This window comes from Nitrospira tepida (assembly GCF_947241125.1).
GTDB lineage: Bacteria > Nitrospirota > Nitrospiria > Nitrospirales > Nitrospiraceae > Nitrospira_G > Nitrospira_G tepida.
In genome coordinates this window covers 4,363,938-4,387,744 of sequence record NZ_OX365700.1, presented here as the reverse complement: position 1 = coordinate 4,387,744, position 23,807 = coordinate 4,363,938, and the positions used below count along the sequence as shown (strand labels likewise).

Genomic DNA, 23,807 nt, shown 5'->3' with positions numbered 1-23,807 from the left:
ATTCACATGAGATACAAGTGCATGACCTGGTTTTCCCTCTGGACGAAAGCGAGCAACCGACAGAAGGTGGAAAGTTTCAAATCGAGATTGCGCCTACGGTAGGTAGGAGTACGACAATCTCTGGCACGTTTCCACTTGGCTGAAATCTCATGAAACCCTTCCGAGCCTTGCGGATTCATCAAGATCAGGGCGTGAGCCGCGCCAGCCTGGAAACCCTGCGCCTGGAAGACCTGTCATCCGGTAACGTGTTGATCCGCGGCCGGTATTCCAGCGTCAACTACAAGGATGCCTTGGCCGTCACTGGGAAGGGGAAGATCCTCCGGCGCTTCCCGCTCGTGGGCGGCATTGACGTCGCCGGAACGGTCGAGGCGTCGGACGACTCCCGGTTTCATATCGGCGATCAGGTGCTGGTCACCGGCTATGGCCTGAGCCAGGACCATGACGGCGGCTATGCCGAATATGTGCGGGTTCCCGCCGACTGGGTCGTGCCGGTGCCGGAGAGCTTGAGCCTCTTTGACGTGATGGCGCTCGGCACCGCCGGGTTCACCGCCGCCCTGGCGATTCAGCGGATGGAAGATAACGGGCAATGTCCGGATCAGGGTCCCATCGTGGTCACCGGCGCGACGGGCGGGGTCGGGAATTTCGCCATCGACCTGTTGGCGGGACGAGGCTATGAGGCGGTGGCTGTCACGGGCAAGCGGGAAGCCGTGAAAGACTTGGAGGAACTTGGCGCGCGGCAGGTCCTGTTCCGCGAGGAGTTGAGCATGGGGCGACAACCGCTGGAAAAGATGCAATGGGGCGGGGCGATCGATAACGTCGGCGGCGACCTGCTCGCCTGGCTCACCAGGACCATCTCTCTCTGGGGCAACATCGCCAGCATCGGCTTGGCAGGCGGAAGCGAGCTGCATACGACCGTGATGCCGTTCATCCTGCGAGGGGTGAGCCTGTTGGGCATTTCTTCGGCCAATTGCCCGATGCCCCTGCGCCGCCGTATCTGGCAGCGGCTGGCGACGGATCTGCGCCCCCGGCATCTCACCCGCATCGTCACTGCCACGGTGCCCTTGGATGCTGTGTCGGCGGTCTCCCAGCAGATGCTGGCGGGAACGCATCGGGGCAGAACTGTGGTCAAAATCTAATCTGAAACCAGATATGGCACCAGATAGATGAGATCAAGCTGAGATTCATGCCTTAAACCTTGTCAGTCGTTCCACCTTCTCGTCGAATGAATCTGGACGGCATCTCCTGTCGTCGGTCAGACTCTGTGCCCCCTAGGTCACCCGTAGATGCTTTGGTTGCAGTGTGAAGTTGAGCGGCTATAACATGCTCGTCTACAAGACTGAAATGTCATAAGAGGTTTACAAACGTGTCGAATCCGGATCAGCTCGTCGAGCGCTTTCTTGGTGGTGATCCAATAGCCGGTACGCAGGCGCTTCGTGACCTACTGGTGCTTGGGAACTCTGGAGAAGACGCGTTGTTTTCACGTAGGATCGAAGATCCGAAGACGATGCAAGTGCGTCGTCGCTGGCTGCAATACGTTGCCTCCCGTCCTAATGTGGGGACGGTCCGGCTCATCGATCGGATGGAGAACCAGGACCGATTCAAGGATGCCCATGTAGCGGCGTACCTTTTCGCTGGAATCAGCGAAAATCCTGGGGTCATGCGCGCGTTATATGCACAACTTTCGAACGACTTCAAGGATTCACAACCCACCAGAGCCACGCTTCTCGACTACGATCCAGCCTGGAACCGCTTGCTGGCGTGGGGCTACGCTGGGGGTGGTGCCGCAATGCTGTGGGACAATGTAAGCGGCAGCCGTTTCGCGTGGGAAAAGCTACGTACATCTGCATTTCGTGGCGCCTGCGCCGCGTTTGCGAGAACCGGCGAAGATCATCATAGATGGGCGATCGAGCAACTCATCACTCATGAATGGCCGGGGTACAAGCTTACCGAGATCAGTGACCAACCTGACACGAGGCTTTCTAATGAAGCGCTTCATGGTGCTGAATTAGCAGGAGAAGCTCATAATGTATTTCTGACATGGCGTCATGGGAAGGTTGCCGACCACATTCTTGCCCGTTGGTCTAAACATGCGCACTGGCGCGTCCGTGACTTCGGCGCTCAAATTCTTGCGAGCCTCGGTTTTCAGCGAACCGTGAGGCCAGTGACGGAGTGGCTTCAGCGTGAACCGGTTCAATCGGTGCGGATCTCACTCCTTCATACTTTGGAGCGGAGTGAAACAGTATCTGGTACTGACGCCTTGATCGATCACTTCACTTCATCTCGCCAAGAGGGGCAGCCCCATATAGCCAAAGCTGCATGGCGAGCAAGCGACAAGAACCGGGCGCTGGCAGTATTAAACGCGGTTGTAAAAGGGGATGATCCCACTTCCGCAGAAGCAGTGGTATCGCTCGCTCGTCTGGGCCAACGACATCCGCAGCTTCCCAGATTGCTTGATTCGCATGACGACTACTGGCGGCTGAATGCTGCGCTCGCAGTTGCTTACATTGGTGACAGAGCATTGTTGGAGAGTGTTCTTACCATGCAGCGTGAAGCCGCTACTCCTCTTGAGCGTATCGGACTTGCTGCGGCGGCGGCCATACTTGGGCGACCCAACGGTGCGATAAGACTAAACTCCGAACTTGTTGCTGCGGCCAACTCGGAGGATTATTTCAAACGTGTGGACCTTTTCTTTGTGCATCGCTTTCTTCAGTTGGCTGTACTGGATGGACTTGCAACCGGGGGTGAACAATCTAAGAACCATCTGACCGCTTGGCGGGCTGAAATGGAGCCACTTGATCCAGTTCTAAGGCCCGTTGAATTGGCAATGCCAGGTTCGGCACCGCCTTCAACTAGACCAGTGCCTGTGGCAAAGAACGTGCCTAGCGAGGGCCATGGTGGGCCGGCTCAAGTTGGTAGGGGTCCCCTCAAGCTCTTCATCTCGTACAGCCACAGAGATGAAAAAATGCGTGCTAAGTTAGGCGAGCATCTGGCACCTCTGGTGGATGAGGGTTTGATCAGGATCTGGCACGACCGGGAGATTGAAGCAGGTGCTAATTGGGAAGGAGAGATCAATAAGGAGATCGGGGAAGCGGATCTCATCTTATTGCTCGTCAGCGCGTCCTTCCTTCAGTCCCGGTATTGTCGAGAGGAGCTCTTGCGGGCGATTGGGCAGCGTACCGTTGGGAAGTCGGTGCCAATTCCGATCATCTTGCGCCCTTGCGATTGGGTCAGTGTGTTTAATCAGGGCGATTACAAAACGCAAGCCTTACCGCGGGATAACCGGCCTGTGGCGAGCGGGCGTTGGCCTAACCATGATGCCGCGTTCGAGGCGATCGTGAGAGAACTGAGAGTAAAAATTGAGCGGATGCGAAGCAAATAGATCACACGTCGATCAAGGGACAGTGATACTGCCTTCTGTCATTAAAACGGGCAATTAACTGGCCAACGGACCATAGCTTCGAGGTGCAGACACTCGGGGTTGCGTCATGATGCGCTGGCGTCAGAAGGCCGTTCCTGATCGTTCCGTCGGCCACCGCAACTGTGAGGCGACGCCAGAACGTCAAGCCGTCGCGGTGGCACCAGGATCAGCCTGCGTTCGCCCCGTTTCCGCCATGACGCGAACCCTCCGTGTCCACCCTTCCAGCCGGGGCCGGCATGATGGCACCTCGTCCGATGACCCGCGCAATTTCCGATAAAGCCCCTGATCTGCTCTGCAGGCGTTCGGATGCTTCAGGGTCGGCATGGGGGTGACGCGGCCTTCGCTGCAGGAGCGGGGACCCACCGAGGGCTTGTCGAGCAAGAAAGCCGAAACTGATCAAGGCACCATGGTCGCAGGCCGTGGCCGCTGGAATTTCGGAAGGTCTTCCGTTCGGCAAGGCCCCGGAAGGGTCGCTCCGAGAAGCGCGGCAGCACAGACCCCATGCCGGCACTCAACTTGAGTCACCCACACGATTTCCCGAAGAGCCATGAAATCTATAGCTTGTTGGACAAAGGGATGGTGATCGAGTAAGGTCCGGTCCAAGTATGAAGCCGATTCGCCTCTCTGCGCATGCAATGGGATATACTCATCGTCGAGGATTCACCGTCGAGGAGGTCATCGACACGATCCGAAACAGTTCATGGGAACAGGCAGAATTGGGGCGACTTCAGTGCCGGAAAGACTTTCCTTTTGGCCGAGAATGGAATGGGAAAACCTACGCCACCAAACAGGTCAGGCCGGTGTTCGTTGACGAACCATCTGAGATCTTGGTTGTGACCGTCTACACGTACTATTTTTGAAGGGAGATCGTTTCATGAGAATCAGTTACGACGCAGAAGTTGATGCCCTCAGCATCCTCTTCCGAGACGCGACCGTCACCACAAAACACTTGGCCGAAGGCATTGCTGCCGATTATGACAGTGATGGAAGGTTGGCGGGGATTGAGATTTTGGACGCGGTGAAGCGGTTCGGCGACCAGGAGACACTCCGCCACGTGGTACTTGAAGGCATCGGTCCAGCCGCGTAGTCTCCTTGAACACAGTTCTGCTCGCGCGGCGGGGCGGCGCAATCGGGACGAGTGGGCATCTGAAACAGGTTGACCTTCCTTGAACGACAAGGCCTACCCGCGCTCATCCACGGTTTTTGCCAAGTCCTGCAGCGTTGGGGAGATGCGGACATCGAAGGGCGGGGCTTCATCGAGGCTCTGGAGCGGAGCGGGGAGGGAGGCCAGCTCCCGTTGGGCGCGCGCGCGGATCTCGGAGAGCGACTCAGGCGAACCGACGCGCCGGCCCTGCTTCATCACCTCCTGCAACAGCGGGCGGCCCTCCTGCCGGTCCTCCAGCGTCGTCACGATATCGTAGGCCAGCCGGCCCTCCGGCCCATCACCATGCCGATACACCTGTTTGCGGCCCGGCCAGGTCGCCTTCCCTTCGGATCGCTTTCGGCAGGGTCGTCCCGCATACTCTTGCAGCTTATAGGCGCAGTCGAGTGACGGGGCGTCGGATGACGTCGTCATGGCGGTCCCCACGGCAAAGCTGTCGATCGGGGCGCCGCTCGCCGCCAGGTCACGCAGCCGATATTCGTCCAGATTGCCGCTCGCAAGGATCTTGGCCTCGCGCATGCCGCCTTCATCGAGAATTTTCCGGACATTCCATGCATGCTGCGCCAGGTCTCCGCTGTCGAGCCGTACGCCTTTCACAATGATGCCTTTGGTTTTCAGCGTCTGGGCCAGCTTGACGACCTTGTGGGCCGCCGCTTCCGTGTCGTAGGTGTCGATCAACAACACCACATTGTCCGGCTGCGCCAGCGCGAAATGCTCGAAGGCCGTGACTTCGTCCTTGTGGGCTTGGACGAAGGAGTGGGCCATCGTGCCATAGAGCGGAATGCCATACTGCCGCCCGGCCAACACGGTGGCGCTGCCGGCAAACCCTGCAAGATAGCTGGCACGGGCCGCAAACAGCCCAGCCTCGGCTCCGTGCGCGCGCCGCAGCCCGAAGTCGATCAGCGGTTTCCCTTCAGCCGCCAGGACGGATCGTGCCGCCTTTGAGGCGATCAAGCATTGAAAGTTGAGAAGGTTCATCACGCGCGTCTCGACGAGCTGGGCGAGCGGCAGCGGCGCGATCACGCGCAGGATCGGTTCATGCGGAAAGAAGACGGTGCCTTCCGGCATGGCCTGGACGTCGCCCGTGAAATGCAACCTGCGCAAATAATCCAGGCAGGTCTGGCTGAACCGGCCGGTTGAGGCCAGCCAGTCGATCTCGTCGGCGGTCAAGCGGAGGTGTTCAAGGAACTCCAGTACCTGCTCAAGCCCGGCGGCCATCAAGAAATTCCGGCGTGGCGGCAAGCGCCGGACGAAGAACTCGAACACGGCCTGCTCCACCATGCCCTGCTCGACGTAGGCCTGTACCATGGTCAGTTGGTACAGATCGGTCAGCAGGACGCCGGCGGAAGGGGTCATGATGCCAGGTCCTCGAGTCTGGTCGGACGGGCGCCCAGTCGGATCATCTCATCCTCTGCCTGCTTTCCATCGGTTGGGCTGGCATTGACCGCACAGATCCCGTCCATGAGCAGGTGGACGGTGTAGCCGAGCCTCAATCCGTCCTTCACGCTGTTGAGGACGCAGTAGTCGGTGGCGAGCCCGCCGATGAAGAGTCGCCGCACGCCCTGCGCGCGCAGCTCCCGGTCGAGCGAGGTCTCTTGAAACGCCGAATAGGCTTCGCGATCGCGCGCGGTTGCCTTGTAGATAGTGAAGGCCTGTGAAGGAGGGTGAAACGACGGGGGCGGCAACGCTCCGGCTGTGTCGGCTACGCAATGGACCGGCCAGGGGCCGCCCCGCTCCTTGAAGGAACAGTGGTCAGAAGGGTGCCAGTCCCGGGAGAGCCAGATCGGCAAGCCTTTGGCCTGGAACCGTTCCATGTAGCGGTGCAGCGCCGGCAGGATCCGGTCGCCGCCTGTGATCCCAAGTGCGCCGCCCGGCAGAAAATCGTTCTGAATGTCGGCGATGAGCAGGGCATCGCCGGCGGTGAGCGCAATCATGGCGACGACTCCGTCAGCCGCAGCGCGCAGGTCTCCTGCGCGCCGCGCTCAAAATTTATAGCCGATCGTGCGAAGGAACGCCCGCCGCTTGAGGACATCCTCCGGTCCTTCGATCCCCTTCGGTCCCTGCCCGTCCACCACGCCGAGAATCGCGCGGCCAAGCTCCGTTTCCGCCACGATGACCTGCACCGGGTTGGCTGTGGCGCAGAAGACCGTGCAGGTCTCCGGAACCTGCCGGATGGCCGGGAGGACGTTGATCGGATAGCAGTCCTTCAACAGGATGAGAAACGAGTGCCCCGCTCCGATCGCGATCGCATTGCGCCCGGCCGATTCCACCAGCGCCTCGTCGGTCCCGCTCGTCCGCACCAGACAGGGACCTGAAGCTTCGCAGAACGCCAGGCCGAAGGCAATCCGGGGCACGGCATTGACCAGCGCCTCGTGCAGGTCCTCGACCGACTTGATGAAATGGGCCTGCCCAAGGATGACGTTGGTTCCCTCCGGGCGGTCAATGGGGATCGATTGGAGGATAATGGGCATAGAACAACCTCCACCTTGTCGCGCGGCTCAGCTCTTCTTCGTCGTCTTGGCCATGAAGGAGGTGATGATCTGCTCCAGGCGCTTGCTCCCGCAATGGGGGCAGGTCGCGTTCTTCGCCTCATGATCCTTCAGGGTCAAGGCGATCAGCGATTCCTTTCCACAATCCAGGCATTTGTAATCGTACATCGGCATGGTGGTTACTCCGGATGTGGTGTGGTAGGTAAGTGTCTCGACCGGAGCCGGGCGGGGGACGAAGGACGGGCCGATTCCTTTCCGGTTTCAACCGGCCCCGAGCTTGCTTTGGCGACCATCTCGCCCCAGCTTGCGACGATCTGGGCGAGTTCCTCCATCCGCAGATCGACGCGGCCGAAGAGGCTCTCCTCCGGATAGAACCCTTCCCGATCCCGTTCTCCTGCGGCGAGGCCCGTCATGAGTTCCACAGCTTCTTCCACGCTGTTCACGCCGTACACCGCGAAGGTCCCGGTTTCCACGGCCTTCACGACCTCGGGCCGCAGCGCCAGGTGCTTGATGTTGCGGGCGGGAATGATGACCCCTTGCCGGCCGGTCAACCCGCGCCGCCGGCAGGTCTCGAAGAAGCCCTCGATCTTCTCGTTGACCCCGCCGATCGGCTGGATCTCTCCCAATTGATTCACGGACCCGGTGATGGCGAGCGACTGTTTCACCGGCACCTCGGCCAGGCTCGACAGGATCGCGATCAATTCGGCCGCCGCCGCGCTGTCGCCTTCGACTTCGGAGTAGGTCTGTTCGAAGGTCAAGGTGGCGTTCAGCGCGAAGGGGTGCGTGCCGGCGAATTTGCCGGCCAGATAACCGGCGAGCGTGAGCACGCCCTTGCTGTGCACGTGGCCGGCCAGCTCGGCTTCCCGTTGGATGTCGATCACGCCTTTGGTCCCGACCGACACGCGGGCGGTGATCCGGCAGGGCCGCCCGAAGGCATAGTCGCCGAGCAGGTGCAGGGAGAGCCCGTTGACCTGGCCCATCACCTCGCCGTCCACGTCCACCAGCAAGGTGCCTTCGCGGATCTCATCCTGAATCCATTGTTCGGCGAGATTCGAGCGGCGGCGCTTGTGGTCGATCGCGGTTTCGACATCGGCGTCGGTCACCAACCGGCGGCCGTCCCGCTGCGCCCAGAATCCGGCCTCGCGGATCAGGTCCGAGATGAGGCTGAAGCGCAGGGACAGGCGATCGTGCCGCTCGGCCAGGCGGAATCCCCGGTGGATGACCGCGGCGACCGCCTCCTTGCTGAAGTGGGGAAGCTGCTCGTCGCGGCAGACCCGAGCGATGAAGCGGGCATATTGGCGGTCCTGTTGCTCGCTCCGCTCGATATCCACATCGAAGTCGGCCTTGACCTTGAAGATCTTGCGAAAGTCCTCCTCGTAGGCCTGCAAGAGCTGGTACACGATCGGCGGGCCCACGAGAATGACCTTCACGTCGACGGGTATGGGCTCCGGCTTGAGCCCGATGGTCGAGAAGCCGACGTATTCGCTCGCGTCCTCGATCGTGAGGTGGCCGGTCTTCAGGACCCGCTTCAACGCATCCCAGGAGAACGGCTGGCGCAGGACGTCGACCGCGCTCAGGACGAGATAGCCGCCGTTCGCCCGCAGCAGCGCGCCGGCTTTGATCTCCGTGAAGTCCGTGTACATGACGCCCATATGGGCCTTCCGCTCGATCTTTCCGATCAAGTTGGCATAGGTCGGATGCGATTCATCAATCACCGGCGCGCCCTGGTCCGCGGCATGTTCCACCAGCAGGTTGACCTGGTAGCGGGTCAGGTCGGTTCTGGGCGAGGCCCCGTCGATCGCAAGAAAGGGCAGCGCCGGCTTGTCTTTCGGCAGGAAGTCCCGATAATGCGTCACCACGTCTTCATGCAGGCGGTCGAGATAAGCGCGGACATCCGGCATGGCCTGATAGGCCTGCCGCACCGCCGCAAAGCGATCTTCCATGACCGTCTGCACGACCTGCCGGTCCAGGTCCAACAGCCGCCGCTCCGCCTCATGGTCGAGCGCATGGATGCGGACATGAAACTCACGGATCTCGCTTTCGAGCGCCTTGCGCTGCTCGCTGAGGGCACGCCGTTCGTGATCGGAAAGCTGCTCGATCTCTTCCTCGGTCATGGGCCGGCCGGATCTCAACGGGACCAGGCCGAAGCCCATCGGCAGCTCCTCAAAGCCGAACCCGTGCTCGCGGCCGAATTCATGCAGCTCCCGGAACAGCGCCTTCTTTTTCGCTTCCGTTTCGTCGTGAATCTTGGCCTTGGCGTCCAGGTAGGGTTTGCTTTCAAAGGTCGTAGGAATGTCCCGGCGAAGGCCTTGGACGAAGACCGCCATGGCCTGTGCAAAGACGCGGCCCTGTCCGGCGGGAAAGCGCAAGCAGCTTGGCTGAGAGGGATCCTGGAAATTGTTCACATAGCACCAATCCGGCGGGGGCGGCTCCTCTCGCGCCATCCGCCGGACCATGCGGCGCACCAAGGAGGCCTTGCCGGTGCCGGCCGGGCCGGCGACGTAGAGGTTGAAGCCGGGACCCTTCATGTGGAGTCCGAATTCCAAGGCCTCGACCGCGCGCTCCTGGCCGATCGTCTCATCGAGCGGCGTCAACTCGCCCGTTTGTTCAAAGCCCAACCCCTCCGGGTCAATGACGGGAGTCAGCAACGAGGGCGGCAGTTTGAATTTATCCATGGCGCCGGGACTCCTGCAGGGACAGTCGCTTACACGTGGGAAAGGGCGGGCAGGGGCTGGACCGTCGTCGCCTGCGGCCCCTTCTCCCCCTGCTCGACGTTGAAGAGGACTTCCGTGCCGTCCTCCAGCTCGTCAAAGGCCAAGCCCCGTAAGGCGTTCTTATGAAAGTAGACTTCCCCGCCCCCTTCCTGAAGAATGAACCCGTAGCCGGACTTGGGAAAGAGCTTGCAGACCACGCCGCGCGACGGCGGCAGGGGCGGAAGGCGCAGGTCTTTGCTGGTCCGCTTGTCGCGAAACTTCTGCAACTCGGTCTGGACCGCGGCAAAAGCGGCCCGGATCGCCTCCTCGAAGGTCTTGTCCTCCTTGCGCGCCGTGACCACCTGCCGTCTCGGGAGCGTGATCACGACCGTCGCCTCGGCGACATTCTTCAGCTTTTTGTGACGCCGGTTCTTGATCAGGCTGACCCGAGCATGCAACATGTCCGCATGCCCGCGTTGAAGGTCCGCCATCCGCTCTTCGATCTCGGTTTTCCATCGTGGCGTCATGGCGACATTGCGGCTTTGAATTTCAAGGTCCATGATGGTCTCCTCCTGTCTCGTCCAGTTGACAACCTTCTCACACAGCAAGGCCTGTGCCCTTGGCCGGTCTCGTCTTGGATCGGCATAAAGGGACCGTCCTGCTGTGGGAACTGGCGTTGGAACAGTCGTCCTGTGGCGCATTTCTCCACAGTCCATCGACGATCCATGCAGCCCTATGCGTCATTCACTGGATCGTCCGTCCGGATCGTCCGCACAACAGGTGACTTGCGAAAGGAATGGGCATGCCGACCCTGAAGAAACGCCACCTTGAACAGTATTTGCGGCAGCGGTTCGGGCGGGGAACCGAGTTGCTGTCCTATGGAAGAATCGGGCAGGAATCGTCCGAATCGGACCTGAAGGGGTTCGGCTATGGCAAGCCGATCCGCGTGACCTACCGCATGGGTGGGCAGGTTAGGAGCGTCGTCCTCTCGACCATGAGCCCGGGGCCTTTCGGCCATGAGCATCCGGCCGACCGGGCACAGGCCATGTTGATGGACTACGATACCTACGGCAAGCTGCCTCGCCATGTGAAGGCCGTGGACGTCGGGGCCTTCGCAGGGGACGGATCGCTCTTCTCCGTGGCGGACGCGCGGGAATTCTTTGTTTTGATCGAATGGGTCAAGGGGCAGAGTTACCACGTCGATTTCGAGCGGTTGCTGGCCGGCGGGCGATTGAGAACGCTGGACCGGCAGCGAGCCGGGGCCCTGGCCCGGTATTTGGTTTCGATCCACCGGGTGAAACAGCGCGACCCGGCGCTCTATCGCCGCCGCATGCGCGAGCTGATCGGCCATGGCGAGTGCATCATGGGGTTGACCGACAGCTATCCGGACCGCTACCGGTTTATCGACGAAACCCTGCTCCGCTCGATCGAGGAGGCCTGCAATCGGTGGCGCTGGCGGCTCCGCTCTCGGGCTTCCCGGCTGGCTCAGGTCCACGGGGACTTCCACCCCTGGAACATCCTGTTCCGCGCCGGCACTGATTTTAGTGTGCTGGATCGCTCGCGGGGTGAATGGGGGGAGCCGGCGGACGATGTCACCTCCCTGTCGATCAACTACCTCTTCTTCTCGCTCCAGCGGTCGGGGAGATTGGCCGGTCCGTTCGAGGTGCTGTTCCGCCACTTTTGGGACAGGTACCTGGAGGCCAGCGGGGATCATCATATCCTTGAAACGACGGCGCCCTTCTTTGCCTTTCGCGGGCTCGTGATCGCGAGCCCGCTCTGGTATCCCAATCTCACGATCTCCATGCGCCGCACGATCTTCCGGTTCGTGCAGAACGTGCTCGCGGCCGAACGGTTCGACCCGGCCATGGTCAACCGCTACTGTCTGGAATGACTGGCTGCGCCGAACTTGGGGCATGACCTCAGCACTGAGCACTCAGCACTGCTTCTCGTCAATGGAACAACAGCACCGGGCAGGGAGCACGGTGGAGCAATGTATGGGAGACGCTTCCGAGCACGAAACGGGTCAGACCCTCTCGTTGCCGACAGCCGATCAACAACAGGTCCGGTTTGGCCTTCTGGATCTGTTCCGTGATCGCGACCGCGGGAGAGCCAACCAGGACGAGCGGCTTGGCTCGATACCCCATGGCTACGAGCTGCTTCACCAGGTCCTCCAGGAACCAGGAGGCTCGCTCGACCACCTCCTGTTCCATGGCTTTGCTCACGGCGGCGCCGGCCGGCCAGGGTGGCGGAGAAAACGGCAGCACGGTGAGCACCGAGATCTCCGGCATGGCACGGAAGGGCTTGGCCTTGAGCCATCGGATCGCGGCTTCCCCGTCCCACTTCCCTTCAATCGCCAACAGGACCTGGTCACAGGTCCGAACGGGGCGATTGACCACGAAGACGGAACAGGGCGCGTGGGCCACGATACGATGGGACACGCTGCCGAGCAGGAGTTCCTTCACGGGGTTGAGGCCACGGCTGCCCAGCACGATCAGGTCGGCATGGGTCTCGGCAGCCAGGGCCAGGATCACATCGGCGGGCTTGCCCGTTTCCAGCCTCGTCTGACTGGGACCCACGTTCATCGGGAGGCTGGCGTTCGCGGTCGCGAGCATGCGCTCACCCTCCTCCTGCATCGTCTTCTGAATGTTTTGGAAGAGCGCTTGAGAGGCTTCCGGCACGACCATGGGAAAGGCCGGAACCGGGACATCCAACACGTGAACGACCGTGACCTGTTCGGCCCGCGCCAGATGGGCCAGCGCTTGGGTCGCTGCATGTGATTGATCCGACCCGTCTACAGCCAAGATGATCCGCATGGAGCCTCCCTGTCGCTGAACACGCGGTTAGTGACAGTCAGTGGGGCAGAAGAAGGTCAAATAGACAAAGACCGCAAGACCGATCACGACCGCTCCGAACAGAAACCATTGCGCTCGACTCATCCTGTGATCCCCCTGCCGAGCGTCCCTGCGGAAACCACACAGGGCGCTTATGCCCACCATGGGTTGAGAGAGCAAGACCGGTGCCTTCTCCCGTAGTCGGCCTCGGTCAGGCAACAGCGCTGTGCGCGCGATCGGGTAGTCCCATGGCCTATTCAGCCGAACCCCATTGTAGCCTTCCGCTACAGAGCCTGGTCCGCTCCTGTAGCAGGACACCACCTGACTCCCTATGGAGAGAAGGGCCCAGTAGCCGAATCGCATCGATTTTCTGTAATACGCTCATCAGCTCCCGAGTCTTGTGGATGGCATTGTGATTGCTCAGCTCTTTCCGAGAAGGCGAGCGCGATGAACGAAAGGTGGCGATGATGGCGGAACGGCGATTTGAACGGATTCTCATCCCCGTCGATTTTTCCCCCTGTTCGGAGGAGGCGTTCCGGCTCGGCCTGTCGCTGGCGCGCCTCTATCAGGCCGAGGTGCTGCTGCTGCACGTCATCGACACCAAGTCTCTTCGCATGCTCAATCGGCTGGGCTTGGCCCAACCGTCCGAGGAAAAGGGACAGATCAAGCGCCTCCGCCACCATGCGCGGCTGGATGCGCGACGGCTCCTGTCGATGGAAGAGGCCAAAGGCGTGGCGATCCGCCGGCTCTTGGCGGAAGGGGTGCCGTTCGTCGAGATCGCCAAGGTGGCGCGCAGCGAGCAGGCTGGCTTGGTGGTGATGGGGAGCTATGGAGGCTCGGTGGGCAGCGTGGAGAAGATCTTCTTCGGCAGCACGGCGGAAAAGGTCGTCCGCACGGCCGGCTGTCCGGTGTTGACGGTCCCGTTGCCTGGCCGGCCGGTGAGCCGCTCATCCAAAGGCGGCGCATAAACATCCTTCAAGGGAGCAGCTATGAAGAGCACATGGTGGGGTCCGGTTGTCGCGGGGATGGTCGGGTTGGTCCTGTTCATCGGGGCAGGGGAAGAGGGCGGCCGATCCGATGCGCAGTCCGAACAAATCATGGAAGTCGTGATCCGGAACAGCACGTTCATCGCGAAGCAGGCCCCCCTGGCTCTTAACAGCCCCGTGAGGATCGTCGTCAGGAACGAGGATTCGATCCGTCACGACTTCGGTTCGGCGATCTTTCAGAATACCCAGACTCAGATCGAGCATAACGGCGTGATCGCATACGGCTCCACTGTGGGCGGAGTGTTCCTCGACGGCGGCCGCAGCGCGACCATTCACTTCACCCTTCAACGGCCCGGCCAGTACGAGTTTAAGTGTTCCATCCATCCCGACATGAAGGGGGAGATCCTGCTCATGTCGGTCGGCGCCGTGTAGCGAGACGAAAAGGAGAGGTCCGATGAGCGTCGGTGCGACGGGATCGGCTGTTTCGAAGATTCTTCTGGCCACGGATGGGTCCGCCTCGGCGAAGGAGGCGGAATCGTTCGCGCTGATGATGGCGGCGGCCTATGACGCGAGATTGGACGCCCTGTCGGTGCTGGAATTCGAACCGGGGCGGGATCTGGAGTACGACGTCAACCGCCGGTATCTCGAAGACCGGCGGCGCGAGATCAGGGAACAGGGCGCGGCATTGATCCAACGGGCCGAAGCAGCCGGCGTCAAGATCGAGCGGCACGAATCCGTCGGGATTCCCAGCCGGGAAATCATCGCGTTGGCCGAACGGTCTCGCCACGATCTGGTCGTGGTCGGGACGCACGGGCGAACCGGATTCGAACATGTGCTGATCGGCAGCACGGCCGAACGGGTCGTGCGAGGGGCTCCCTGTCCCGTCGCGACCGTGCGGGGGTCGAGGGCGGCTGGTCGCGAGCCGAGCGCCGCCAGGACGACGGAAACCGGCAATGGATTACGCGCACTGCTGGTCGCGGTGGATTTCAGCGATTGCGGGCGGTCGGCGGTCGAATATGCCGTGCAATTGGCCGACCGGTTCGGGAGCGAGGTCACGCTGCTGCATGTCGCGGAGCCGGTCGCCTATGGGCTGGACTTCACCCTGGGCCATGCCCTGACCGGGCAGGCCTTCCGCAAACAATGCGAGGAGTCGATGGCCCAGTTGGCCGGGTTGTTCTCGGGACGAGGGTTGAGCGCGCGCCACGAGGTGCGATCCGGCATCCCGGGCGATGTGATCCGGCTGGTCGCGCAGGAGCGGGGCAGCGACGCGATCGTCATGGGCACGCACGGCCGGCGCGGATGGTCTCAACTTCGATTCGGCAGCGTGGCAGAAGCGGTCATCCGCTATGCCGATTGCCCCGTCTTTACCGTCCGCAGCCCGAAGTTCAAACCTGCGACGTGATGGTCTGTATGTCGTGGTGCGCGGCATGCCCCGCAGAAAGGAGGAACGATCGATGGCAAAAGCAAAATCCAAAGGCCGCACAGAGCTCACGCCAGTCAAGGAAAGCGGCCTGCCGAGCGTGTTCGACCGAGACTTTGGCTCGCTGGTCGATGAACTTTTGAAGCGGCCGTTCGGGAGCCTGTTGAACCCGGAGCGATGGGGCCTGCCGAAGGATTGGCCGGTTCCGACGCCCCGCGTGGACCTCTTCGAGGACAAAGGCGACATCGTGGTGAAGGCGGACCTGCCGGGCATGAGCAAGGAAGACATCGAGGTCAATCTGTCCGACACGACACTGACCCTGCGGGGCGAGAAGAAGAAAGAAGCAGAGGTGAAAGAAAAGGACTATTACCGGATGGAACGGTCTCACGGCCTGTTCCGCCGGGTGATTGAGTTGCCGTCCGAGGTCCAAGCGGACAAGGTGAAGGCGTCGTTCAAAGACGGCGTGCTGGAGATTCGCCTGCCGAAGACAGAGGAAGCCAAGCGCAAGGAGCGGACGATCCGGGTGGACTGAGCCGAAAGAGAAGAAGCACGTGAGGAGTCTCTCCGGCGCCGTAATAAAGCCGTCTTAAGGGGAATCTCCGCCCGCATCATATTCGATACAGCGATAAAGAGCGGGCGGTTCAACCAAGGTTGGTATAGAGCCGCCGGTTCAACCGAGGGTTGGTATGGAGGGAACAATGAGTGTAGCGGCAAAGAAAGCAGGGAAGGCTCCACGGCGGGCACAGTCCGGCTCCAAGAGCCAGCCTATCGAGCTGCCGGAAGGGATGTGGGAGCGGATCCAGAGCAAGGCCCACGAACTCTGGGAACAGCGGGGCCGGCGCGAAGGCTATGCGCTGGAGGATTGGCTGGAGGCCGAGACGAGCGTCATGGAAGAGATCCATGAAGCTCGCGAGTGAGCTGACGGCCGGCGTCTGGGTCGAGGTTCCCGAGTCGTTGGATGCCTTGTTGGCGCGGCTCGATGATCTGGCCCGGGCGTCCGGATTTGCGCTCCAGCGGGAACTGGCCCTGAACGAGGCGCTGCGGCCCTACGTGCAGCGCCGCGAAGGCTCGGTGCTGGCTCCCTTGCCGCAGGAGGTGCAGCTCGCGAACCTCTTCCTCTATGCCGACTACTATCCGCAAGACGGCCAGTTGACGCTGATCGAGCAGTTGCGCGATGTGGTCACCGAGCATATTCCGGAGGAGGAACGGGTCTGGATGGACCCGCTGAAGCACTCCTTCCTCGATTTGCTCGAAATCGTGCGGGCGGAAGAGAGCGATGCCGCCGTGCGACTCACGCTCCGCTCGTTGGGAGACGGGCGGCAGTGGACTGTCGTGGGGAGCGCCATACTGAAAACCATTCCCGTGGGCGAGGCGCTGCTGACGCGTCTGGTCCGTAATCCTTCGCCGGAGAACGAACGATTCGTCATCGCCGGCTGCGCGCTCCGGCTGTCGGCTGCCGATGGCCAGAGCCTGATCGAGTCGGTTCAAGAGACCAGACGCACGCTTGAAATGCAATCGGGCTCCTTCGCGCTCGGCGAATGGGCCGAGTTCGCGAAACGGTACGGGCAAGTCCTGCTCTGGGGCTACGCCCAGGCCAGATATGACGCCCTGGTCGAGGCGGTGGTCCAGATCCGGTACGTCACCCCGGAAGGCCGGCCCTTTCTCTATGCGGTGGCGCTTTACGAGCACCATGAGTTTCGATTCCTGTGCGACGGCATGGCAGAGTTGAAGGGCTTCGATCCGGTTCAGGACCGGACCGGCGAGCAGGGCGAGAAGGGACAGGACGGGAAACCGCCCGCGAGGATCTGGGAATTTCGCACCCCGTCGCTGGTCGCCCGGATCACCGTGACGCCCGTGCAGTTGATCGTGGAATGCGATGCGCCTGATCGGCTCGAAACTCTCAAGCACCAACTGGCCTCCGCCTTCGGCTATGCCTTGCACTTTCGCGGCGAAACGACCGCGCCGCCGCCTCGGCGGGTGACCGAGGAAGACCTCGCCAAAACCGAATCCTATCAACTGACGGTCACCCCGGAAGAGGAGCGGGACCTGTTGCGGTCATTTTTGGAGTCCGTGTACTTGACCTGGCCCGACACGGCCTCACCCGCGCTTGGAGTCCAGACCCCGCGCCATGCCGCCGCCGATCCCGTCAAGCGGCGGCAGGTGGCCGAACTGATCGCGCAGTTGGAACGGGACGATCTGGGGAAGCGCCGCACCGGAACCCCGGCCTATGACTATGCGAAGCTGCGGGAGCATTTCGATCTTTCATGAGGGAACCGCTCCTCTGTGCCTCTGCGTCGATCCTTCTCATTTCGTAATTCATCTGCTCCCTGCCCGGTCGTATCCGCTCCTCGAAATATGGCAAGATCTGCCCGGCAACCGCTCAAGGTGAGATCACGGCCCTCATGACTTATCCGACTCCATCAACTCCGCTGTCGGGACGTTCTTCCTATCTGCTGCCCCGTTCGGACTTTCAACGGCTGCTCGATACATTGGACTCGGCCGGCTATCGCGTGGTCGGTCCGCACGTGCAGGACGGATCGGTGGGATGGAGCCGCATCCGCACCGTCGGCGATCTTCCCGTCGGCTGGACCGACGAGCAGGCGCCCGGAGCCCATCGGGTGAAACAGACGGGCGGCTCCACCCTGTTCGGCATCGTGCACGGCGCGCAATCGGCCAAGCCCTTCACGTTCGCGCCGCGCGAGCCGCTCATCACGATCGAGCGAAAGGGGTCCGGCTTGTCGGCGACCCCGGTACGGCCGGTTATCGAGCGAATCGCGCTGCTGGGGCTGCGTGCCTGCGATCTGGCCGGGCTCGCCGTGCAGGATCGGATTTTTCTGCGCGATGCCTATGCCGATCCCTACTATGAGGCAAGGCGGAATGGCCTGTTTCTCATTGCCGTGAATTGCACGAGATCGGTCGAGACCTGCTTCTGCGCGTCGATGCAGAGGGGGCCGCGCGCGACCAGCCTCTACGATCTCGCCTTGACCGAGTTGGGCGAGGAGTTGCTGGTCGAAGTCGGGAGCGAGGCAGGAGCGGAGATCGTGGCGAAGTTGAATTTGCCCGAATCATCGGAAGCCATCCGAGCGGAAGCAACAGCCCGCATCGATCGTTGCGCCGAGAGCCAAACCAGATCGTTGCCTCAAACCGGCTTGCCTCAGGTTCTCTATGAGGCCCACGACCATCCTCGTTGGGATCAGGTCGCGGCCCGTTGTCTCTCCTGCGGCAACTGCACGATGGTCTGCCCGACCTGTTTCTGCCATGGGGTGGAGGAAACGCCGGATCTCCGGTGGCAACGCAGCGAACATGTGCGGCTCTGGGATTCCTGCTTCACCCAGGAGCATGGCTACATCCACGGGAAGAATATCCGCCCGACGATCAAGGACCGGTACCGGATGTGGCTCACCCACAAGCTGGGTTCCTGGATCGATCAATTCGGCACCTCCGGCTGCGTCGGGTGCGGGCGCTGCATCACCTGGTGCCCGGTGGGCATCGACCTCACGGAAGAATTGCCGGCCCTGATGGAGCCACGGTCGCCAGGACAAGGGGATGAAGGGAATGAGTGAGCATCCGATCGGAGACAAGCCAATGGGCGCCGTGCCGATGGCCGACAGGCCAGACATTGCCGCGCAGCCCAACCCCTATCTGATCCGGCCCGCGGTGATCGTCGATCGGGTGCGGGAGGCGGAAGACATCCTCACCTTTCGCTTGGCCTTGACCGACACAGCCGGCCAGTCGCCCTTTCGATTCCGGGCCGGCCAGTTCAACATGATCTATCTCTTCGGGGTGGGCGAGGTGGCGATCTCGATCGTCTCCGATCCGGACGAGCCGAACCTGCTCGATCACACCATCCGACTGGTCGGGCGCGTGACCAAGGCCATCGGGCAACTGCAAAAGGGAGACAGGGTCGGCATTCGCGGGCCGTTCGGACAGGGCTGGCCGCTGGACGAGGCGCGCGGCAAGGACGTCGTGATCGTCACCGGCGGGTTGGGCTGCGCGCCGGTGGTCGGGGCCATTCAATATATCTTTCGCCGCCGCGAGCAATACGGAGCGGTCAAGATCCTCCACGGCGTGAAGACACCGCACGATCTCCTCTATCGAGAACGGTTCGACCTTTGGCGACGCTCCCCCAATACGGAAGTGCTGCTGACCAGCGACCGGCCGGACAAGACTTGGCGGTATCACATCGGGGTCGTGACGGAACTGTTCGAAGCGGTGCAGCTTGACCCGCATCGCACGTTGGTGCTGATGTGCGGGCCGGAAATCATGATGCGGCTGGGGGTGCCGATTCTGCGCGCCCGCGGCATTCCCGCGACGGCGATCTATGTCTCGCTGGAGCGGCACATGGAATGTGGCATCGGTCTCTGCGGCCATTGCCAGATGGGGCCCTATTTCCTGTGCAAGGACGGGCCGGTGATGCGCTATGACCGGATCGAGCCGTTTATGGGACGGGAAGGGATGTAGGAGGACGGGAGCTGTCGCTCGCAAGTGACTGAGCGGATAAGAGATGCGCTGTGCACTAGCCGACGGGTCCACCGAATCGGACCCGACCGGGAGTGGACTACGACGACGAAGTTGCCGGCAAGGCGATCGCCGGCCTCATCGATCAGATCGACCACGGCTTTTGGCAGTGTTTTGCGAAGGCTCGCCGGGTATCGGACGAAAATCACTCCGCTGGACGACCGCAAGTGTGCATAGACCAATTGGCCGAAGTCCTTGTCTTCGGTGAGCAGTATTCGTCCTTTCCGTACGGCGATGTCGATGACCTGAGCATCGTCTGAGCGAGGAGCGAGTTCAGCGACGGCAAGGACATCATGACCGGTAGAGCGGAGGGTGCGAACGATGGAAAAGTCGCAGCTCTCATCCGCCAGGAAGCGCACCGCTCAATGTTTCGCTCGTTTTCGGGGAGGAGTCGAACCCAGCAAGACTGTGTCCTCGTGAGCGACCATATCGGCGGCGTAGCCGATCGCAGCCTGAATGTCGGCCCGTTTGAGGCGCGGGTAAGAATCGAGCAGGTCGTCTATGGTGGCGCCCTCGCCGAGTTTCCGAAGAATCAATTCGACCGGAATCCTGGTGCCTCGGATCACGGGCTTGCCCATCATGATCTTGGGATTGATTTCGATGCGATCCGTCACGGTCATGCAGACACTCTGGTCATGTATCGAGCCAAGCTTAGCATGGTTCACCAAGTCTTGAGAACCGCCTCTCTCTCCTGCGCAGCAAGCCATAGCTGCTGTCGGAGGCCGTGGTGGATACCCACATACTATTACAGTAGACTTGCCACCGACGAATCGCGCAGGCTAGCCGCCCGCTTCACGAACATTTCTGAAGGGGGGACATGTTGTGGCACAGCAGGGGAGTAACGAAGAGCGGCGGCATCGTCTCCGACTGGCGGTTTACAAGTTTGCCTCCTGCGACGGCTGCCAGTTGAGTCTCTTGAATCTGGAGGACGACCTGTTGGCGCTCGGCGAGGCGCTGGACATCGCCTATTTCCCGGAAGCCTCCAGCCGCATGGAGGACGGCCCGTTCGACCTGGTCCTCGTCGAGGGGTCGATCTCCACGCCGGAGGACACTTCGCGCATCCTGGCGGTCCGCGAGCAGGCCCGCCTGCTGATCACGATCGGGGCCTGCGCCACGGCCGGCGGCATTCAAGCGCTTCGCAACTGGACCGACGTGGAGGACTACAAGCGGGTCGTCTACCCCAGCCCCGCCTATATCCAGAGCCTAAGCACCTCCACGCCCATCTCCGAGCATGTGCGGGTGGATTATGAACTGTGGGGTTGCCCGATCGACAAGGGCCAACTGCTGCGGCTCATCACGGATCTCTTGGCCGGGGTGAAGCCCAAGCTCCCAACCCATTCGGTCTGCATCGACTGCAAACGAGCCGGCCATGTCTGCGTGATGGTGGCCAAGGGGCTGCCCTGCCTCGGGCCCGTCACGCGCACCGGCTGCGGTTCGCTCTGTCCCAGCATGGGACGAGACTGTTATGGCTGCTTCGGGCCGGCGGAGGGAACCCCGGGCGGCCCCGGCGCCCCGCCGAATACAGCCTCGCTCGCGCAGCGGTTCCATGGAAGCTTGAATTTGATTCCGGTGGATTTGGTCCGCCGGTTTCGCGGTATCAACGGATCGGTCGGTCCATTTCGGAACGAGAGCCATGCCTGGGACAACCGACGCGAATCAACCTGACAAGGAACGGACCATCGCCGTCAACCTGATCGCCCGCGTGGAGGGGGAGGGAGCCCTGCGCGTGACGGTCGAAGGCGGGCAGGTGAGGGAGGTCGAACTCAGGATCTTCGAGCCCCCGCGCTACTTCGAAGCCTTCCTCCGCGGCCGGGACTACCGCGAGGTCCCGGATATTGTCGCGCGCATCTGCGGCATCTGCCCGATCGCCTATCAGATGAGCGCCGTGCACGCGATCGAACAGATCTTCGACGTTCGGGTCGAGGGGAGCTTGCGTGAGCTGCGGCGGCTCATCTATTGCGGGGAGTGGATCGAGAGCCATGCCCTCCATATTTATCTCCTCCAAGCCCCGGATTTCTTCGGCTACGAGAGCGGGATCGCCATGGCCAAGGACCATCCGGAACTCGTGTCGCGCGGCTTGCAGATCAAGAAGGCCGGCAACCACATCATGAGCCTGTTGGGCGGGCGGTCGGTCCATCCGGTCTCCGTGCAGGTGGGCGGCTTTTCCCGGGTGCCGAGCCGCGACGAGCTGAATAGTCTGGCCGACGAACTACGCCGGGCTCGCGACGCGGCGCAGGACACGGTCCGCTGGGTGAGCCGGTTCGAGTTCCCCGACTTCACGCAGGACTACCAGACAGTGGCGCTCCGGCCCGCAGACGAATACCCTTTCAACGAAGGACCGATCGCGTCGAACGGCGGCCTGGCGATCCCCGCCTCCTCGTTCGAGGAACGGTTCCGCGAGCAGCAGGTGCCCTATTCAAACGCGCTCCACTGCACGCTCGATGGCCTGCCCTATCTGGCCGGGTCGCTGGCTCGGGTGAACCTCAATGTTGACCGGCTCTCGCCGCTCGCCAAGCAAGCGCTGGCGGAGACAGGGCTGACGCTCCCTTTGCGGAATCCCTTCCACGGGATCGTGGCGCGTGCCGTGGAAGTGCTCTATGCGTTGGAAGAAGCCCTGCGGATCATCGATCAATACGAGCCGCCGCCGGCTCCGTCGGTGCCGGTCACCGTTCGCGCCGGAACCGGCATGGCCTGCACCGAAGCGCCGCGGGGTATTCTCTACCATCGCTATCAGGTTGATGCCGGCGGCACGATCCAAGAAGCCAAGATCGTGCCGCCGACCTCCCAGAACCAACGTCGCATCGAAGAAGACCTGCGGGAGTTTCTTCCCCGTATCCTGGATCGCTCCGATCAGGAGGCGGCGCTGGAGTGCGAAAAGGTCATCCGTTGCTACGACCCCTGTATTTCCTGCGCCACGCATTTCCTGCGCTTGGAGGTCGAGCGGCGGTGAAGATGAGCCCTGCCGGGATTGATCATGGTCAGGCCGGCCCTGCGCTGGCTGCCACCCGCATCATCGGGATCGGAAACGGCTTGCGCGGCGACGATGCGGTCGGATTGGTTGTGGCGCGGCGCCTGCGAGATTTGGTTAGCCCTCCTGTGCAAGTCGTGGAGGCCGAGGGGCCTTGCCTCGATCTACTGGAGCTGATCGGAGGGGTCAAGAAGGTGGTGCTCGTCGATGCGGCCGGCGGCCCCGGGCCGGAGGGACGGATTCATCGGTTCGATGCGACGGCCGGACCGATCGGCCGCGAAGTCTTCCCGACCTCGACCCATGCGATCGGGCTTGCGGAAGCGATCGAGATCGGCCGCGCGCTCGGCAGGCTGCCGGCCGTCACTCTGGTGTACGGGATTGAGATCGGAACGGCGTCCATCGGGAACGGTCTATCGCCGGCTGTCTCCGCCGCGGTGGAGGAAGTGGCCGTACGCATCCTGCGCGAGGTGGGCGAGTGACCGAGGTCTGCGCCTCCACGCACGGTCATTCTCACGATAGCAGAGAGCTTCTTGAACGAAGGATGGGGCGATGCGATAGGGGAAGCTGGATGAAGGGAGAGGGTGTCCGCTGTCATGGTTGAATCATTGAACGGACAGGCAGTTGGGCGGTATCGGTTGCGTGTTGAGGTCGTTGGACGACCTCGGTACGTGGATCAGCGGGACTTTGCCCTGTATCTCATTGATCCGGACGGCTCCCGATCACATGAGCCGCTGTTCCAAGGCCGCTGGAATGCGGGGCGGCCCTCGAGCTTCGTGCCCGCCTGGATTGATGGGGAATTTGCACCCCCGCCCTTTCCTCACCCTCAGGATGAGGGGGAGGGGTTGGGAGAGGGGGAGGGCCTATTCGGGGAGGTGGCGCGATGTCTGGGCGCGCTCATTCCGGCCGGCGGCCGCCTGTGGCTTGCCTACGAAAGCTTTGGCGCGGAGAGCTGGTTAGAGCGCGAGACGCGAGCCGCGCTGGCGGCGCATGTCCCGGCGGAAGCGACCCCGATCGGGCTGCTGCTGGTCCGCGCAGGTTGCTGGAGCGGCATGCACGATTGGGATTTCCCGGAGGGTGGCCGTGAAGGGTTTCGGAAATTGCAGGGCAACAAACCGCTTCACCTGGAACAGGCCTACCAATCGGGGATCGCCCTGATGCGGGCACTGCACAGCTTTGCTGCGCTACGGACTGCCGATGAAGTCACGCGACGCGCGCAGGCACGGGCGGCGCTGGTTCAACAAGAGGTGGAGCAACGGATCGCGCGGCGGGATTGGCCTGCGGCGGTCAGGTCAATCAGCTAGAGAAAGCGAAGGAGGAGGCTC

Annotated in this window: 26 protein-coding genes; 17 read left to right on the top strand and 9 right to left on the bottom strand. The window is 62.1% G+C overall.

All coding sequences use genetic code 11. The annotated features are described in order from the left end of the window. The first annotated feature begins 149 nt into the window (after positions 1 to 149). The 4 genes from QWI75_RS20815 (at position 150) to QWI75_RS20800 (ending at position 4,505) form a co-directional block, all read left to right on the top strand. Entirely contained in the window at positions 150 to 1,136 is a 987-nt protein-coding gene (locus QWI75_RS20815) for an oxidoreductase (RefSeq protein ID WP_289271289.1), read from the top strand. A gap of 227 nt (positions 1,137 to 1,363) precedes the next feature. Continuing rightward, positions 1,364 to 3,379, top strand: coding sequence for a toll/interleukin-1 receptor domain-containing protein (locus tag QWI75_RS20810; protein WP_289271288.1), 2,016 nt, complete (start codon positions 1,364 to 1,366; stop codon positions 3,377 to 3,379). Positions 3,380 to 4,023: 644 nt separating this feature from the next. Further along, a complete protein-coding gene (locus tag QWI75_RS20805; protein WP_289271287.1) occupies positions 4,024 to 4,278 on the top strand; it encodes a hypothetical protein in 255 nt (84 codons plus the stop codon). A 14-nt stretch (positions 4,279 to 4,292) separates the two neighbouring features. After that, positions 4,293 to 4,505 (top strand): DUF2283 domain-containing protein, encoded by a 213-nt coding sequence (locus tag QWI75_RS20800; RefSeq protein WP_289271286.1) that lies wholly within the window; start codon positions 4,293 to 4,295, stop codon positions 4,503 to 4,505. Between the two features lie 93 nt (positions 4,506 to 4,598). Here the strand turns inward: QWI75_RS20800 and QWI75_RS20795 are convergent, their stop codons facing one another. Genes QWI75_RS20795 through QWI75_RS20770 form a run of 6 tightly spaced genes read right to left on the bottom strand, consistent with a single transcriptional unit; the run spans position 4,599 to position 10,322 of the window. Then, entirely contained in the window at positions 4,599 to 5,936 is a 1,338-nt protein-coding gene (locus tag QWI75_RS20795) for a nicotinate phosphoribosyltransferase (protein ID WP_289271285.1), read from the bottom strand. Then, on the bottom strand, positions 5,933 to 6,514 hold the full coding sequence (locus QWI75_RS20790; RefSeq protein WP_289271284.1) for an isochorismatase family protein: 582 nt from the start codon (positions 6,512 to 6,514) through the stop codon (positions 5,933 to 5,935). The genes QWI75_RS20795 and QWI75_RS20790 overlap by 4 nt, the downstream gene beginning before the upstream one ends. Positions 6,515 to 6,562: 48 nt before the next feature. Further along, on the bottom strand, positions 6,563 to 7,045 hold the full coding sequence (locus tag QWI75_RS20785) for an adenosine-specific kinase (protein ID WP_370693657.1): 483 nt from the start codon (positions 7,043 to 7,045) through the stop codon (positions 6,563 to 6,565). A 33-nt stretch (positions 7,046 to 7,078) separates the two neighbouring features. After that, positions 7,079 to 7,243 (bottom strand): FmdB family zinc ribbon protein, encoded by a 165-nt coding sequence (locus tag QWI75_RS20780; protein WP_289271282.1) that lies wholly within the window; start codon positions 7,241 to 7,243, stop codon positions 7,079 to 7,081. A gap of 5 nt (positions 7,244 to 7,248) precedes the next feature. Then, complete coding sequence (locus QWI75_RS20775; protein WP_289271281.1) at positions 7,249 to 9,744, bottom strand: Lon protease family protein; 2,496 nt, start codon at positions 9,742 to 9,744, stop codon at positions 7,249 to 7,251. Between the two features lie 29 nt (positions 9,745 to 9,773). Next, positions 9,774 to 10,322, bottom strand: coding sequence for a cold shock domain-containing protein (locus QWI75_RS20770; protein ID WP_289271280.1), 549 nt, complete (start codon positions 10,320 to 10,322; stop codon positions 9,774 to 9,776). A 242-nt stretch (positions 10,323 to 10,564) separates the two neighbouring features. On the opposite strand from QWI75_RS20770, the gene QWI75_RS20765 reads away from it, so the two are divergent. Beyond that, positions 10,565 to 11,653 carry a phosphotransferase family protein gene (locus QWI75_RS20765; protein WP_289271279.1) on the top strand — a complete coding sequence of 363 codons (1,089 nt, stop codon included), beginning with the start codon at positions 10,565 to 10,567 and terminating at the stop codon, positions 11,651 to 11,653. 58 nt (positions 11,654 to 11,711) lie between these two features. Here the strand turns inward: QWI75_RS20765 and QWI75_RS20760 are convergent, their stop codons facing one another. Continuing rightward, a complete protein-coding gene (locus QWI75_RS20760) occupies positions 11,712 to 12,575 on the bottom strand; it encodes a universal stress protein (RefSeq protein WP_289271278.1) in 864 nt (287 codons plus the stop codon). A gap of 482 nt (positions 12,576 to 13,057) precedes the next feature. Here QWI75_RS20760 and QWI75_RS20755 point away from each other — a divergent pair, with 482 nt between their 5' ends. The 8 genes from QWI75_RS20755 (at position 13,058) to QWI75_RS20720 (ending at position 19,460) form a co-directional block, all read left to right on the top strand. After that, complete coding sequence (locus QWI75_RS20755) at positions 13,058 to 13,561, top strand: universal stress protein (RefSeq protein WP_289271277.1); 504 nt, start codon at positions 13,058 to 13,060, stop codon at positions 13,559 to 13,561. A gap of 21 nt (positions 13,562 to 13,582) precedes the next feature. Then, the gene (locus tag QWI75_RS20750) at positions 13,583 to 14,011 is read left to right on the top strand and encodes a cupredoxin domain-containing protein (protein WP_289271276.1); all 429 of its coding nucleotides are present in this window, start codon (positions 13,583 to 13,585) and stop codon (positions 14,009 to 14,011) included. A gap of 22 nt (positions 14,012 to 14,033) precedes the next feature. Beyond that, the gene (locus tag QWI75_RS20745; protein ID WP_289271275.1) at positions 14,034 to 14,981 is read left to right on the top strand and encodes a universal stress protein; all 948 of its coding nucleotides are present in this window, start codon (positions 14,034 to 14,036) and stop codon (positions 14,979 to 14,981) included. Between the two features lie 52 nt (positions 14,982 to 15,033). Beyond that, entirely contained in the window at positions 15,034 to 15,531 is a 498-nt protein-coding gene (locus tag QWI75_RS20740) for an Hsp20/alpha crystallin family protein (RefSeq protein ID WP_289271274.1), read from the top strand. Between the two features lie 166 nt (positions 15,532 to 15,697). Next, positions 15,698 to 15,916, top strand: a complete 219-nt coding sequence (locus tag QWI75_RS20735) for a DUF2934 domain-containing protein (RefSeq protein ID WP_289271273.1) — start codon at positions 15,698 to 15,700, stop codon at positions 15,914 to 15,916. Then, positions 15,900 to 17,267 carry a hypothetical protein gene (locus QWI75_RS20730; RefSeq protein ID WP_289271272.1) on the top strand — a complete coding sequence of 456 codons (1,368 nt, stop codon included), beginning with the start codon at positions 15,900 to 15,902 and terminating at the stop codon, positions 17,265 to 17,267. The genes QWI75_RS20735 and QWI75_RS20730 overlap by 17 nt, the downstream gene beginning before the upstream one ends. 134 nt (positions 17,268 to 17,401) lie before the next feature. Then, entirely contained in the window at positions 17,402 to 18,562 is a 1,161-nt protein-coding gene (locus tag QWI75_RS20725) for a 4Fe-4S dicluster domain-containing protein (protein ID WP_289271271.1), read from the top strand. Further along, complete coding sequence (locus QWI75_RS20720) at positions 18,555 to 19,460, top strand: FAD/NAD(P)-binding protein (protein ID WP_289271270.1); 906 nt, start codon at positions 18,555 to 18,557, stop codon at positions 19,458 to 19,460. The genes QWI75_RS20725 and QWI75_RS20720 overlap by 8 nt, the downstream gene beginning before the upstream one ends. Here QWI75_RS20720 and QWI75_RS22990 read toward each other — a convergent pair. Beyond that, entirely contained in the window at positions 19,418 to 19,876 is a 459-nt protein-coding gene (locus QWI75_RS22990; RefSeq protein ID WP_370693597.1) for a DUF5615 family PIN-like protein, read from the bottom strand. The two genes, QWI75_RS20720 and QWI75_RS22990, sit on opposite strands and share 43 nt — an antisense overlap. 3 nt (positions 19,877 to 19,879) lie before the next feature. Next, the gene (locus tag QWI75_RS20710) at positions 19,880 to 20,137 is read right to left on the bottom strand and encodes a DUF433 domain-containing protein (protein ID WP_289271268.1); all 258 of its coding nucleotides are present in this window, start codon (positions 20,135 to 20,137) and stop codon (positions 19,880 to 19,882) included. Between the two features lie 202 nt (positions 20,138 to 20,339). On the opposite strand from QWI75_RS20710, the gene QWI75_RS20705 reads away from it, so the two are divergent. The 4 genes from QWI75_RS20705 (at position 20,340) to QWI75_RS20690 (ending at position 23,786) form a co-directional block, all read left to right on the top strand. After that, positions 20,340 to 21,182 (top strand): NADH-quinone oxidoreductase subunit B family protein, encoded by an 843-nt coding sequence (locus tag QWI75_RS20705; RefSeq protein WP_289271267.1) that lies wholly within the window; start codon positions 20,340 to 20,342, stop codon positions 21,180 to 21,182. Next, positions 21,151 to 22,467, top strand: coding sequence for a Ni/Fe hydrogenase subunit alpha (locus QWI75_RS20700; protein ID WP_289271266.1), 1,317 nt, complete (start codon positions 21,151 to 21,153; stop codon positions 22,465 to 22,467). Before QWI75_RS20705 ends, QWI75_RS20700 begins: the two co-directional genes overlap by 32 nt. 2 nt (positions 22,468 to 22,469) lie before the next feature. After that, positions 22,470 to 22,964: a hydrogenase maturation protease gene (locus QWI75_RS20695; RefSeq protein WP_289271662.1), complete on the top strand. Its 495-nt coding sequence runs from the start codon at positions 22,470 to 22,472 to the stop codon at positions 22,962 to 22,964. 114 nt (positions 22,965 to 23,078) lie between these two features. After that, positions 23,079 to 23,786: a DUF1122 family protein gene (locus tag QWI75_RS20690; protein ID WP_289271265.1), complete on the top strand. Its 708-nt coding sequence runs from the start codon at positions 23,079 to 23,081 to the stop codon at positions 23,784 to 23,786. Positions 23,787 to 23,807: the final 21 nt, after the last annotated feature.